Consider the following 12,499-nt stretch of genomic DNA (forward strand, 5'->3'; position numbering starts at 1 on the left):
TCACCTCCGGGGGAGCAGCAAAGAACGGTGCCAATCGAAAAATGCGGGAAGGATGGAACGGAGAACGCGGAAGGCCGATATCCCACCGCGCAGGGTGCCGATCCGGACGAGTTCGTGTTCGGGAGCGTCCACGACGACCCGGACGGCGGCCACCGGACGTTCGCCGGTGCGGACGGCGGCCAGCAGCGTGGCCGCCGACTCCATGTCCACGGCGATCGCGCCGGTGGCGAGCAGATCGGATCGCTCGGGGCCCCGGACGACGTGGTCGGAGCCGGTGAGCGGGCCGGTGTGGACGGTGCGTCCGGGCAGCAGGCGCGCGAGTTCCTTGGCCAGGAGCTCGGTGCCCACGCACGGCACGGTACCGCGCGGGTCCCGGGTCTCCTCGGCGACCACCAGGTCGCCGGGGTGCATCCCGGGGGCCAGCCCGGCGCAGAAGCCGGTGGCCAGGACGGCCGTGCCGGCGGGTGCCGGGCCGGTCAGGAGCCGGGTGACGGAGCGTTCCGCCGCGCGGGGTCCCATGCCCGTGCGGACGAAGGTCACCGGCCCGCCGGCCCCCCGCCCCGCGCCCCGCGGCACCGGCGCGCCCGACCTGCGCGCCCGGCGGTCGCCGGTGCGCAGGGCGAGGTGCTCGATGCCGAGCGCGCAGGCGATCAGCAGCGGAGCCGGAGCGGGCTGGTGGCTCACATCAGTCTCCCTCGGCCCGTGCGGAGACCTTCCCGGCCGGGGCGGTGAGCAGCTTGCGCTCGAAGGGGTCCCCGTGCAGGTACCGGCCGAGCGCGGTGAGCGGGAACACCTGCCGGTACAGGTGGTAGTTGATGGAGAAGTCCCAGGGGAAGCCGGTGCCGGTGAAGTACGGCTCGTCCCAGCCGCCGTCCTCCCGCTGGGTGTCGGCCAGCCACCGCACGCCGCGCTCGACGGCCGCGGAGCCCTTCTCCCCCGCCGCGAGCAGCGCCATCAGCGCCCACGCGGTCTGTGAGGCGGTGGAGGCGCCCCGGCCGCTCCATTCCTTGGCGTCCTTGTAGGAGCGCAGGTCCTCGCCCCAGCCGCCGTCGTCGTTCTGGACGCTCTCCAGCCAGGCCACGGCCCGCCGGATCGCCGGGTGCGAGGTGGGCAGTCCGGCCGCGGTGAGCGCGGGGACCACCGAGCCGGTGCCGTAGATGTAGTTGACGCCCCAGCGGCCGAACCAGGAGCCGTTCGGCTCCTGTTCGGCGAGCAGCCAGTCGATGCCGCGCCGGGTGCGCGGGTCGTCGGCCAGGCCCTCGGCGGCGAGCATCTCCACCACGTGCGCGGTGACGTCGGCGGACGGCGGGTCGATCACCTCGCCGAAGTCGCAGAACGGCAGCCGGTTCGGGAACGGGCTGGTGTTGTCCACGTCGAAGGCGCCCCAGGCGCCGTTCTTCGACTGCATGCCCAGGTTCCAGCGGACGGCGCGGCCGATGGCCCGGTCCACGTGCTCGGGGTCGTGGTGGCGGACCCGGCGCAGCGCGAGCGCGACCTCGGCGGTGTCGTCGATGTCGGGGTAGTTGTCGTTGTGGAACTCGAACGCCCAGCCGCCCGGGGGCAGTTCGGGCCGGCGCACGGCCCAGTCGCCGGGCCGGGCGATCTCCTCGCCGAGCATCCAGTCGGCCGCCTTGACCAGTTGCGGGTGGTCCGCGGGCAGTCCGGCGTCCACGAGGGCGATGGTGGCCAGGCAGGTGTCCCACACCGGGGACTGGCATGCCTCGATCATCCGGGCGCCGTCCTCGCGCCAGACGGCGAAGCGGTCCAGGGAGGCGAGGCCCTCGCGCAGCACCGGGTGCTTCAGGTCGTAGCCGAGCAGGTGCAGGGCGATGACCGAGTACACGGCCGGGGGCTGGATGCCGCCCCAGCAGCCGTCGTTCTCCTGCCGCTCGATGATCCAGCGGGCCGCCGCGTTCATCGCGGCCTTGCGCAGCCTGCGCACGGCGACCTTGCGGTAGCCGCGGACCACCTTGTCCAGCCGCTGGAAGACCCCGTCCCAGCTCGCCACCGGGGCGAGCGGCTGCGGCGGGTTGGGGTTGGCCGGATCGGTGTGCAGCTCGTCCAGCGCGAACGGGGCCGGGCGCACCGGGCGCTTGGCGGAGACGATGGTGAGCGGCACGATGGTCTGCCGCGCCCAGCATCCGAAGTCGTAGATGTTGAGCGGGAACCAGGTGGGGAAGAAGATCAGCTCCGGCGGGAGTTCGGGCAGGTCCTCCCACTTCCACCAGCCGAACAGGGCGAGCCAGATCCGGGTGAAGACCCGGGCGGCGGCGATGCCGCCCTGCTCACGGATCCAGGCCGATGCCTTCGCCATGTGCGGCGCGTCGGGCGCGTCGCCGGCCAGGCGCAGGGCGACGTACGCCTCCACGGTGGCGGACAGGTCGCCGGGACCGCCGTAGAAGGTGGCCCAGGTGCCGTCCTCGCTCTGCTCGCCGCGGATGAACTTCGCGGCGGCCCGCGTGGTGGTCTCGTCCAGGATGCCCAGGAACTGACGGAGCAGCAGATCCTCGGCGTCCATGGTGACGTTGGTCTCCAGGTCGCCTTTCCACCAGCCCTCGGTGTCCTGCCGGGCGAGCAGGAAATCGGTGGCGCGCTGGACGGCGCGCGCGGCGGCTTCTTGTACCCCGGCCGTCTCGGGGATGGTGAGGGTGGAGTCGCTGGCCGCGGCAGCCCGGGACGGCAAGATGGCCCCGGTGCTTCCGTCGGTCGTCGCTGTCATGGCTTCCCCTTCGTGCAGTCGTGCGAGTCGTGCTGCTGTGGGTCCGCCGTCGGCCGGTGTCCTTGGCTTGGCGACACCGGCCGGCGACTACGCGAGGCTTATCCAGCCAATGGTGATCATCTCTTTCGTACGACGACGAAGTCGGCGAGCGCCGTGAAGGAGGCCCGTACCCGGACGGGCATGTCCACGGCGTCGAGGGCTTCGATGGCGATGGTGTGCTGACGGCGCGCTTCGGCGGCCGTCCACTCGCGGCCTCCGGCCTCCTCGATGAGGGCGGCGCGGGCCGCGAACTCCTCCTCGGAGAAGTTCTCGAAGTCGCTGCTCTTGGCGTCCGCGGCGAGGATCTCGCCGAGCTGTTCGGAGGCGGGGCCGCCGGCCGCGAGGGCGGCCACGACCGGCAGGGACTTCTTGCGCTGGCGCAGGTCGCTCCAGGTCTGCTTGCCGGTGGCCTCCGGGTCGCCCCAGATGCCGAGCAGGTCGTCCACGGCCTGGAAGGCGAGGCCGAGGTGGTAGCCGTAGCGCTCCAGGGCGTCGGCGGTGGTGTCGTCGGCGCCGCCGAGGACCGCGCCGATGGAGGAGGCGCAGGCGAGCAGGGAACCGGTCTTGTTGCCCTCCATCTCCAGGCACTCCTCGACGCTGACCCGGTCGCGGTGCTCGTAGGAGATGTCCTGGGCCTGGCCGTCGATCAGGGCGCGGGTGGCCGCGGTCAGCCGGCGGGCGGCGCGGCCTGCCTCGACCGTGCCGAGCTCCAGCAGGACCTCGCCGGCGAGGGCGAACAGGGCGTCGCCGACCAGGATGGCCTGGGCCGGGCCGTGCACCTTCCAGACGGTGTCGCGGTGCCGGCGCTGCTCGTCGCCGTCCATCAGGTCGTCGTGCAGCAGGGAGAAGTTGTGCACGAGTTCGACGGCGACCGCGCCGGGCACACCCGCCTCGGGCGCGGCACCGGTGACCTCGGCGGACAGCACGGCCAGCGCGGGGCGGACGGCCTTGCCGCCGTCGCCGTCCACGGGGTTGCCGGCGGCGTCGATCCAGCCGAAGTGGTAGGCGGCCACGGTGTCCATGGGCGGGGCCAGGCGGTCGACGGCCGCCCGCAGCACCGGTGTGGCCAGGTTCCTGCCGCGCTCCAGGAGCGCGGTCACGTCCACCGCGGGCCTCCGAGCGGGCGTCGCGGCCGGGGGCACAGTGGGCACAATCTCTCCTCTGGTTGCGGTACCGGGGGTGCGGGGGCGTTCGCCCTCCGACCGGGCATCAGGCCGCCTCCTCGAACTCGAAGAGGTGGCGGGGTCGGGGCCGGCCCAGGGTGCCGAGCACGGCGTCGGCCGCGCTCACTCCGCTGCGGACCGCACTCTCCATGGTCGCGGGCCACCCGGTGGCGGTCCACGCTCCGGCCAGGTACAGGCCGGGGGCCTTGGTCCGGGCGCCGGGCCTGAGGCGTCCGACGCCGGGGGTGGGGGCGAACGTGGCCGTGCGCTCCCGGGTCACGAAGAAGTCCTTCACCTCGGCGGCGCGGGTGCCGGGGATGAGCCGCTCCAGCTCGGGCAGGTAGCGCTCACGAAGTTCGGCCACCGGCGTGTCGATCTCGTCCTGCGCGGCCGACTGGGACAGCGCGAGGTATTGGCCCGCCCGTCGCCCGCCACCACCCTTGTTCGGAGGCCCTTCGGGCCCGCCTTTCAGCAGTCCGGAGGCGTCGGTGCGGTCGAACACCCACTGCACCGGGGTGCCGAGCGCCGCGAGGAAGGGGCGCGCGAGCACCTTGCGGTCGTAGACGACATGGACGTTGAGGATGGGCGCGGTGCCGATCTCCAGCAGCCGCTCGGGCGCGTCCAGGGCGCCGGGCGGGAGCAGGTCGTGGGCCTCGCGCTGGGGCACGGCCAGAACGACGGCGTCCGCGGAAAGTGTCTCGCCGGGAACTCGGACGCTCCACCCGCCGTTGTCGTTGGTGGAGACGGAGGTGACGCGTGTACGGACCTCGGTACGGACGCCCGCGGAGTCGAGCGCCTTGCGGGCCAGCCGGTCGTGCAGTTCGCCCAGCGGGACGCGGGCCCAGCCGATGTCGGCCGCGCCCGGGTCGGACAGCAGACCGGTCTTGAACACCATCGCGGCGAGCCCCAGCGAGGCGTCGCCCGCGACCGCGTTGAGGGTGGCGACCCCGACCAGGTCCCACAGGGCCTCGATGGCGCGCGCGGACTGGCCGTGCGCGGCCAGCCAGCTGCCGAAGTCCTGGGTGTCCAGGGTCGGATCGGCGAGGTCGAGCCCCTTCAGCGCGAGCGCGGCCCGCCCGACGGCGGCGCGCTCGGCGAGCGAGAGGTGCGGATAGGCGGCCAGGCTGCGTCCCAGGTGGAGGGGGACGGGCAGCGGGTCGCGCCGCAGTCTGCCGAGCCGCCGGCCCACGGGCTTGGCGACGTCGACGACGGGCACGTCCAGGCGGTCCTGCAGCGGTGCCAGCGCCGCGCCCTGGATCCGGTCGAGGAACCAGCGGTAGGCGGTGCAGCAGCGCAGGTACACGTGCTGGCCGTTGTCGACGGTCAGTTCGCCGCGCTGGAAGGAGAAGGCGAGGCCGCCCAGCCTGGGCCTGCCTTCGAGCAGGGTGACGCGGATGCCCGCGTCGGCGAGGGCGAGCGCCGCGGTGATCCCGGCGAGTCCGCCACCGACCACGACCGCGCTGCGGGCCGCCGTCGGCGAGGGGGCGGCCGGTGCCGGTGCGTGGTGGGGTGAGCCGTCGCTCATCGTGCGTCCTTCCGTGCGAGCACTGCGCGGGCCGAACCGGTGCGGGCCGTCCTTCGTCCGCGGCTTCGTCGTGGCCGGCCGTGCGGGCGGTCCTGCCCACGCGCCTGGGGCCGCGCGCCGGACACGGCCGCGCGCCCTCGCGGGGCGCGGGCATGCCGGGCACGGGGCGCGCGGTCGGCCGCCGCAGTCAGGGACGCCGCGCCGGGGTGGAGGGTTGCCTGGCGCGTGCCGTCCGGTCCGGCCGGCTCCGGTTCGGTGCGCTGCATCAGGCGCGCCTCCGGACGGCGCCCCGGGCGACATGGCGGGTGTCGAGGCCGGACAGGCCGCGCACGGCGACGTAGGCCTTCTCGTGTCCGGGCAGCGAGACCCGGCCGCGCAGCACGGCCTCCGGGTCGCGCTCGATGCGGTCGAGCAGCCGGCGGTAGATGCCGGCCATCGCGGCGACGCAAGCACCGCTGCGCCGGTCGAGCATGGGCAGCAGCCGGTAGCCCTCGGCGAAAAGGGCCCGGGCGCGCCGTACTTCGAAGTGGACGAGGCCGGCGAAGTCGGAGCCCTCCGGCGGGGTCGGCGCGCGGAAGCCGGCCGAGCAGCCGAACTTGGCGAGGTCGTCGGCGGGCAGGTAGGTGCGGCCGCCGAGCGCGTCCTCGCGGACGTCGCGGAGGATGTTGGTGAGCTGGAGGGCGAGGCCGAGGGTGTCGGCGTACTCGGCCGCGCGTTCGGCGCCGCGCGCGCCGGGTCCGGTGCCGAACACGCCGAGCGAGAGGCGGCCGATGGCACCGGCGACACACCGGCAGTACAGCTTGAGGTCGTCCCAGGTCTCGTAGGTCTCCCCGCGCACGTCCATCTGGACGCCGTCGATCAGTTCGTCCAGGCCGCCGAGCGGGATCGGGAAGGCCCGCGCGGCGTGGCTGAGGGCGACGGCCACCGGGTCGGTGTCGTCCTCCTCGACCTCTCCGGCGCGGATCCGGGCGAGCAGCGCCCGGGTGTCCTCCAGCCGCGTCAGCTTGACCTCGTCGGCCAGGCCGCCGTCGCCGATGTCGTCCACGCGCCGGGAGAACGCGTACAGCGCCGACATGGCGCGGCGCTTGGCCGCCGGCAGCAGCCGGATGCCGTACGCGAAGTTACGGGCCTGCTGCCCGGTGACGGCCTCGCAGTAGCTGTAGGCGGCGAGTACCGGTGCGGACACGTGCGGCGCAGACTCCACGGTCCGGATCACCCCTCTCCTCGCAGGATCACGCCCACCTCACGCAGCAACTGGACCTTGCCGGGTCTGGGCGGGCCAGGAAGTACGTCGAATCCGGCGGCGGTGATCGCTTCAATCGCCGCCCTTCCCCCCGCCACGAACCCCGCGAGCAGCAGCTTCAGCCTGCCGTGGACGCTACCCACCAGGGGAGCGCCTTCATCCAGCAGATCGCGGGCGCGTTGTGCTTCGTATGCAACCAGGGCGCGCACCGATGCGCCCGCGCTTTTTTGGCCAAGATCAGCTTCTTGGACGTGGAAGCGCTTCATGTCCTCGGCCGGCAGATAGATCCGGTCGCGGCCGAGGTCCTCGGCGACGTCCTGGAGGTGCTCCACGATCTGCAGCGCGGTACAGATCGCGTCGGACAGCCGGATCCGCTCGGGGGTGGAGGTGCCGGTGACGCCGAGGACGAGGCGGCCGACGGGGTTGGCCGACAGCGCGCAGTAGGCGAGGAGGTCGTCGTAGGTCTCGTACCGGGCGACGAGCTGGTCCTGGCGGTTGGCGGCGATCAGCCCGAGGAACGGCTCGGGGGTGAGGGCGCGGCGCCGGACGGTGGGCTGCAGGCGGCGCAGCAGCGGGTGGTGCGGTGTGCCGTCGAAGACGCGGCGCAGGTCCTCTTCGAAGGCGTCGAGGAGGAGCAGCCGGTCGGTGGCCTCGGCGGGCGACACGCCGAGCGCGCGGGCGTCGGCGCCGCCGGGGGCGAGGTCGCCGTCGCCGATGTCGTCCACGAGGCGGGCGAAGCCGTACACCGCCATGAGGTCGGCGCGCCAGGCCCGCGGCAGGAAGAAGGGGGCCACCGGGAAGTTCTCGCTCGCGGCCTTGTCCAGGGTGGCGCGTTCCAGGCCGGACGCCGTTTCGGTGGCCGTCATCGGACGCTGCCCGGGGCGGGGACGGCACACGCTGCGTTGAGCTGGGGCGTTTCCGTAGCCATTGCCGTCACATCTCCCGTTCTACACTGCCGACCCAATACACACTATTTCGGACACGCCGCCCCGCAATGCGCGAAGACACCTCCGTGAGGGAAGGCGCGCATTATCGCCGCACTTGCCGGTTTCCGGCACCGGTACAGCTTACGTTGTACAACGTGGCGCCCATCGTCGGGGTGTCCCGCACATCACAACAACACACCGATTGGCTCCAAGATTCCTGGAGCTGGGCCGAGTTGACGTTTCCTTTGCAGTGGAAGGGCCCCGCCGGACGAAATTCCGACGGGGCCCTGGCCGAAACGGGTCACTTGCCCGTGAACTTCTCGTACTCCTTCAGGACCTCGTCGGTGGGCCCGTCCATCCGCAGTTCACCGCGCTCCAGCCACAACACGCGGTTGCAGGTGTCGCGGATCGACTTGTTGTTGTGACTGACCAGAAAGACCGTTCCGGCCTCTTTGCGCAGTTCCCGGATGCGTTCCTCGGAGCGCTGCTGGAACTTGCGGTCACCGGTGGCCAGCGCCTCGTCGATCATCAGGACGTCGTGGTCCTTGGCGGCGGCGATGGAGAAACGCAGCCGGGCCGCCATACCGGAGGAGTAGGTGCGCATCGGCAGGGTGATGAAGTCGCCCTTCTCGTTGATGCCGGAGAAGTCGACGATGTCCTGGTAACGCTCCTTGATCTGCTCCCGGGACATGCCCATGGCCAGGCCGCCCAGGATGACGTTCCGCTCGCCGGTGAGGTCGTTCATCAGGGCCGCGTTCACGCCCAGCAGGGACGGCTGGCCGTCGGTGTAGACCTTGCCCTTCTCCGCGGGCAGCAGGCCGGCCACGGCGCGCAGCAGGGTCGACTTGCCGGAGCCGTTGGAGCCGATCAGGCCGATGGCCTCGCCGCGGTAGGCGACGAAGGACACGCCGCGCACGGCGTGCACCTTGCGCACGCCCCGCTCCTCGCCGCGCCGGAGGATGCGGCTGAGGGCCGCCGTCGCGCTGCCCTTGCCGGACTTGGCTCCGTTGACCCGGTAGACGATGTGCAGGTCGTCCGCGATGACCGTCGGGCGCCGGTCCTGGTTGTGCTGCTCAGCCACGGCCGTACCGCTCCTCCGCCTTCCAGAAGTACACGAAGCCGCCGGCGAAGAAGACCACGGCCCAGAACAGGGCGATGGCCCACACGTGCGGCGGCAGATGCGACGAGCCGTAGCCGTCGATCAGGGCGAACCGCATCAGGTCCATGTAGATCGCGACCGGGTTGACCTGGAGCACCCGGACGATCCACTCGGGGCGGCCCGCCAGCATGTTGTTGATCGAGAACATGACACCGGAGGCGTACATCCAGGTACGCAGCAGGAACGGCATCAGCTGCGCGAGGTCCGGCGTCTTGGCGCCCATGCGGGCCACGATCAGCGCCAGCCCGGTGTTGAACAGGAACTGGAGCACCAGCACCGGCACGATCAGCAGCCAGGACAGGCCGGGGTAGCTGCCGAAGCCGATCGACACGGCGAACAGCACCAGCATCGAGAACAGCAGCTGCTGGAGCTGCTGGAGCGAGAAGGAGATGGGCAGCGAGGCGCGTGGGAAGTGCAGGGCGCGCACCAGGCCGAGGTTGCCGGAGATCGCGCGGACGCCCGACATCACCGAACTCTGGGTGAAGGTGAACACGAACACGCCGGTGACCAGGAACGGGATGTACACGTCCTGGGACATGCCGCGGCTGGCGTGCAGGATCAGCCCGAAGATGAAGAAGTACACGGCCGCGTTCAGCAGGGGCGTGGCCACCTGCCAGAGCTGGCCGAGTTTGGCCTGGCTGTACTGGGCGGTCAGCTTGGCCTGGGAGAAGGCCAGGATGAAGTGGCGACGGCCCCACAGCTGTCGGACGTACTCCACGAGCGAGGGCCGGGCGCCGCTCACGGAGAGCCCGTACTTGGCGGCCAGCTCGGCCGCCGTCAGTCCCGCGTCGGGCGACGCGGCCGCGGTCACCGCGACCGTGCCGTCGTGCATGGTCTCACTCACAGGTGGAAACTTTCGTCTTCGGGTACGCGTGTCTGGTTCGTCCTGCGGGCGGCCGCGCGCGGCGGCACCGGCCCGTCGGGGACGAGCTTGTCAGATGACCGGGGGGCGGCCCAGTCGGGTGAGTCGCCATACCGTACGCCAGCGCATCGGGCGGCGGGGACCGCACGGCGTGGTCCAGCCTTCCCGGAAGCCGCCGAACCACGCCTTCAGGGCAGGTCGCGAGGGGCGGCGGGCCAGGGTGAGCAGCAGCCAGACGCCGAGGTAGACCGGGACCAGGGGGGCGGGCAGGTTGCGGCGGGCGAGCCAGACCCGGTTGCGGGCGACCATGCGGTGGTAGACGGCGTGCCGCGACGGCGCGGTCGTCGGGTGGTACAGCACCATGTCGGACCGGTAGTCGATCATCCAGCCCGCGTCCAGCGCCCGCCAGGCCAGGTCGGTCTCCTCGTGCGCGTAGAAGAACTCGCCGGGCAGGACGCCGACCTCCGCGAAGACGCGGGTGCGCACGGCGTTGGCGCCGCCGAGGAAGGTGGTGACCCGGGAGGAGCGCATCGGGTCGGAGGCGCGCAGCCGGGGGACGTGCCGGCGCTGGGTCACGCCGGTGTCGGGGTCGGCGATGCGGAAGCTGATGATGCCCAGCTCGGGGTCCGCGGCGAAGGCCTCGCGGCACAGCTCGGCGGTGTCGTGGCGGGCGAGCAGGCCGTCGTCGTCGAGGAAGAGCAATATGTCGACATCGCGGCCGCCGGGCCCGAAGGCCTCTATGCCGACGTTGCGCCCGCCGGGGATGCCCAGGTTCTCGGGCACCTCCACGGTCCGCACGCCCTCGGGCACCTCCGGGACGGGCGAGCCGTTGCCGACGACGACGACCTCGACCGGGTCGCCGTCCTGCTTGGCGACGGAGTCGAGCAGGGCCCGCAGCTCCTCGGGCCGGTTGCCCATGGTGATGATGACGGCACCGACCTTCATGGGCGCGCTCACTTCAGCCTGCTGGAGGCGAGGATGGACACCAGGTGCAGCAGGGTCTGCAGCAGGGCGATGCCGGCCAGCACGGCGGTGCCGAGACGGGTGAAGAACAGGTCGCCGCGGGCCTGGTCCACGATCGCGAGGACGAGGATGAGCAGCGATGCCTCGATGCCGAGGATCAGCCGGTGGAACTTCAGCGCCGAGGCGGCCCGCCGGGCCAGCGCCATGCCGGAGGAACGGAGCTCGGACGCGGCCTCCTGCACCGGGGGCTTGCCGGTCTGGTGCCGGGCGACGCCGACCAGGTCGGTCTCGGCCTTGATCAGGATGGCACCGAGCGCGGCGAGGGTGCCGAGGAAGGCCCACAGCCAGTCGATCCGGCCGGTGCCCCACAGGTCGGCGGCGCGCAGACCGAGGCCGACCAGCACGGCCGCGTCGGTGAGGTAGGCGCCGACCCGGTCCAGGTAGACCCCGCCCAGCGAGTACTGCTGCTTCCAGCGGGCGACCTCGCCGTCCACGCAGTCCAGCAGCAGGTACAGCTGGGTGGCGACCACGCCGAGCACCGCGCCCGGGATCCCCGGCACCAGCAGGGCCGGGGTCGCGAGCACGCCGCAGACGGTCATCAGGTACGTGAGCTGGTTGGGCGTGACCCTGGTGTTGACCAGGTAGCGGTCGACGCGCAGGGACACCTCGCGCATGTAGAGGCGTCCCGCCCAGTGCTCACCGCTGCGCCGGTCCTTCACCCCCGCGGGGTGGACGACCGGACGGAGTTCAGCTACCGATGGCCTTGACATAGTCGGCGTAGATGTCCTTGATCTGGTTCGTCTTGAGGTCGAGGTGTTCGAGGATCGTGTAGCGGCCGGGCCGGGTCTCCGGGGCGAACTCGACCGCGCGGACGAACTCGTCCACCGTGAAGCCGATCTCCTCCGGCAGGACCGGGAGCCCGTGCCGGCGCAGCACCTCGGCCATGTACGCCGACTCCTCGTGGGCGCCGCGCAGATACATCGCGAAGGCGGCACCGAGGCCGCACTGCTCGCCGTGGGCGGCGGCGCGCTTGGGGTAGAGCAGGTCGAAGGCGTGGTTGATCTCGTGGCAGGCGCCGGAGGACGGGCGGGAGTCGCCCGACACGGACATGGCGATACCGGTGAGCACCAGCGCCTCGGCCAGCACCTGGAGGAAGCCGTCCTCGCCGACTCCGCCGGGGTGCCGCAGCACCGCCTCGCCGGCCTGGCGGGCCATGGCGGCGGCCAGGCCGTCGACCTTCTCGCCGTTGACCTGGTGGGACAGCTCCCAGTCCGCGACGGCGGAGATGTTGGAGATGGCGTCGCCGATGCCGGAGCGGACGAACCGGACGGGTGCCTCGCGGATCACGTCGAGGTCGATGATGACCGCGATCGGGTTGGGCACGCCGTAGGAGCCGCGGCCCGCGTCGTTGTCGAGGGTCGCGACCGGTGAGCACAGGCCGTCGTGGGCGAGGTTGGTGGCGACGGCGACCAGCGGCAGGCCGACGCGGGACGCCGCGAACTTGGCACAGTCGATGATCTTGCCGCCGCCGAGGCCGACGACCGCGTCGTAGTGACCGGCCTTGATGTCGCCGGCCAGCCGGATGGCGTCGTCCAGGGTGCCGCCGCCGACCTCGTACCAGGTGGCGCCGGGCAGGGTGGGGGCGATGCGCTCGCGCAGCCGGGCGCCGGAGCCGCCGCTGACGGCGATGGCGAGCCGGCCCGACTGCGAGATGCGTTCGTCGGCGAGCACACAGGCCAGGTCGTCCAGGGCACCCGGGCGGATGTCCACGACGACCGGCGAGGGGATCAGCCTGGTCAGTACCGGCACGCGATCTCCCGTCCCCGGGCGAGGTCGTCGTGGTTGTCGATCTCGACCCAGTCGACCTCGCCGATCGGCGCCACGTCGATGCGGAAGCCCC

Annotated in this window: 12 protein-coding genes and 1 pseudogene; all 13 read right to left on the bottom strand. The window is 72.2% G+C overall.

Annotation, left to right across the window (positions count from 1 at the left end; translation table 11 throughout):
- Positions 1–684, bottom strand: a complete 684-nt coding sequence (locus IE251_RS35240; RefSeq protein WP_189757007.1) for a phosphorylase family protein — start codon at positions 682–684, stop codon at positions 1–3.
- 1 nt (position 685) lies between these two features.
- Complete coding sequence (gene shc / locus IE251_RS35245) at positions 686–2,719, bottom strand: squalene--hopene cyclase (RefSeq protein WP_189757008.1); 2,034 nt, start codon at positions 2,717–2,719, stop codon at positions 686–688.
- A 116-nt stretch (positions 2,720–2,835) separates the two neighbouring features.
- On the bottom strand, positions 2,836–3,909 hold the full coding sequence (locus IE251_RS35250; RefSeq protein ID WP_229897066.1) for a polyprenyl synthetase family protein: 1,074 nt from the start codon (positions 3,907–3,909) through the stop codon (positions 2,836–2,838).
- 58 nt (positions 3,910–3,967) lie between these two features.
- On the bottom strand, positions 3,968–5,446 hold the full coding sequence (gene hpnE / locus IE251_RS35255) for a hydroxysqualene dehydroxylase HpnE (RefSeq protein ID WP_189757009.1): 1,479 nt from the start codon (positions 5,444–5,446) through the stop codon (positions 3,968–3,970).
- Positions 5,443–5,712, bottom strand: a complete 270-nt coding sequence (locus IE251_RS42235) for a DUF6380 family protein (protein ID WP_350967272.1) — start codon at positions 5,710–5,712, stop codon at positions 5,443–5,445. Before IE251_RS42235 ends, hpnE begins: the two co-directional genes overlap by 4 nt.
- Complete coding sequence (hpnD, locus tag IE251_RS35260; RefSeq protein ID WP_189757010.1) at positions 5,712–6,662, bottom strand: presqualene diphosphate synthase HpnD; 951 nt, start codon at positions 6,660–6,662, stop codon at positions 5,712–5,714. Before hpnD ends, IE251_RS42235 begins: the two co-directional genes overlap by 1 nt.
- Positions 6,659–7,555, bottom strand: a complete 897-nt coding sequence (gene hpnC / locus IE251_RS35265; protein WP_189757011.1) for a squalene synthase HpnC — start codon at positions 7,553–7,555, stop codon at positions 6,659–6,661. The genes hpnD and hpnC overlap by 4 nt, the downstream gene beginning before the upstream one ends.
- A gap of 361 nt (positions 7,556–7,916) precedes the next feature.
- Complete coding sequence (locus tag IE251_RS35270) at positions 7,917–8,696, bottom strand: ABC transporter ATP-binding protein (protein ID WP_030792661.1); 780 nt, start codon at positions 8,694–8,696, stop codon at positions 7,917–7,919.
- Positions 8,689–9,618 carry an ABC transporter permease gene (locus IE251_RS35275; RefSeq protein ID WP_189757012.1) on the bottom strand — a complete coding sequence of 310 codons (930 nt, stop codon included), beginning with the start codon at positions 9,616–9,618 and terminating at the stop codon, positions 8,689–8,691. The genes IE251_RS35270 and IE251_RS35275 overlap by 8 nt, the downstream gene beginning before the upstream one ends.
- 90 nt (positions 9,619–9,708) lie before the next feature.
- The gene (locus IE251_RS35280) at positions 9,709–10,581 is read right to left on the bottom strand and encodes a glycosyltransferase family 2 protein (protein ID WP_189757013.1); all 873 of its coding nucleotides are present in this window, start codon (positions 10,579–10,581) and stop codon (positions 9,709–9,711) included.
- Between the two features lie 8 nt (positions 10,582–10,589).
- Positions 10,590–11,369 carry a CDP-alcohol phosphatidyltransferase family protein gene (locus IE251_RS35285; RefSeq protein ID WP_189757014.1) on the bottom strand — a complete coding sequence of 260 codons (780 nt, stop codon included), beginning with the start codon at positions 11,367–11,369 and terminating at the stop codon, positions 10,590–10,592.
- Positions 11,347–12,408 carry an iron-containing alcohol dehydrogenase family protein gene (locus tag IE251_RS35290; RefSeq protein ID WP_030792650.1) on the bottom strand — a complete coding sequence of 354 codons (1,062 nt, stop codon included), beginning with the start codon at positions 12,406–12,408 and terminating at the stop codon, positions 11,347–11,349. The genes IE251_RS35285 and IE251_RS35290 overlap by 23 nt, the downstream gene beginning before the upstream one ends.
- Positions 12,396–12,499: pseudogene (locus IE251_RS35295) on the bottom strand (phosphocholine cytidylyltransferase family protein); the annotation flags it as partial. The gene IE251_RS35290 and the pseudogene IE251_RS35295, both read right to left, overlap by 13 nt.

The organism is Streptomyces eurythermus (genome assembly GCF_014649115.1).
In the GTDB taxonomy this organism is placed as follows: domain Bacteria; phylum Actinomycetota; class Actinomycetes; order Streptomycetales; family Streptomycetaceae; genus Streptomyces; species Streptomyces eurythermus.

Excerpts from the sequence above, each read along its gene's own strand:
- hpnC (WP_189757011.1), bottom strand. The coding sequence starts at position 7,555 with ATGACGGCCACCGAAACGGCGTCCGGCCTGGAACGCGCCACCCTGGAC.
- shc (WP_189757008.1), bottom strand. The coding sequence starts at position 2,719 with ATGACAGCGACGACCGACGGAAGCACCGGGGCCATCTTGCCGTCCCGG.
- IE251_RS35285 (WP_189757014.1), bottom strand. The coding sequence starts at position 11,369 with ATGTCAAGGCCATCGGTAGCTGAACTCCGTCCGGTCGTCCACCCCGCG.
- hpnE (WP_189757009.1), bottom strand. The coding sequence starts at position 5,446 with ATGAGCGACGGCTCACCCCACCACGCACCGGCACCGGCCGCCCCCTCG.
- IE251_RS35280 (WP_189757013.1), bottom strand. The coding sequence starts at position 10,581 with ATGAAGGTCGGTGCCGTCATCATCACCATGGGCAACCGGCCCGAGGAG.
- IE251_RS42235 (WP_350967272.1), bottom strand. The coding sequence starts at position 5,712 with ATGCAGCGCACCGAACCGGAGCCGGCCGGACCGGACGGCACGCGCCAG.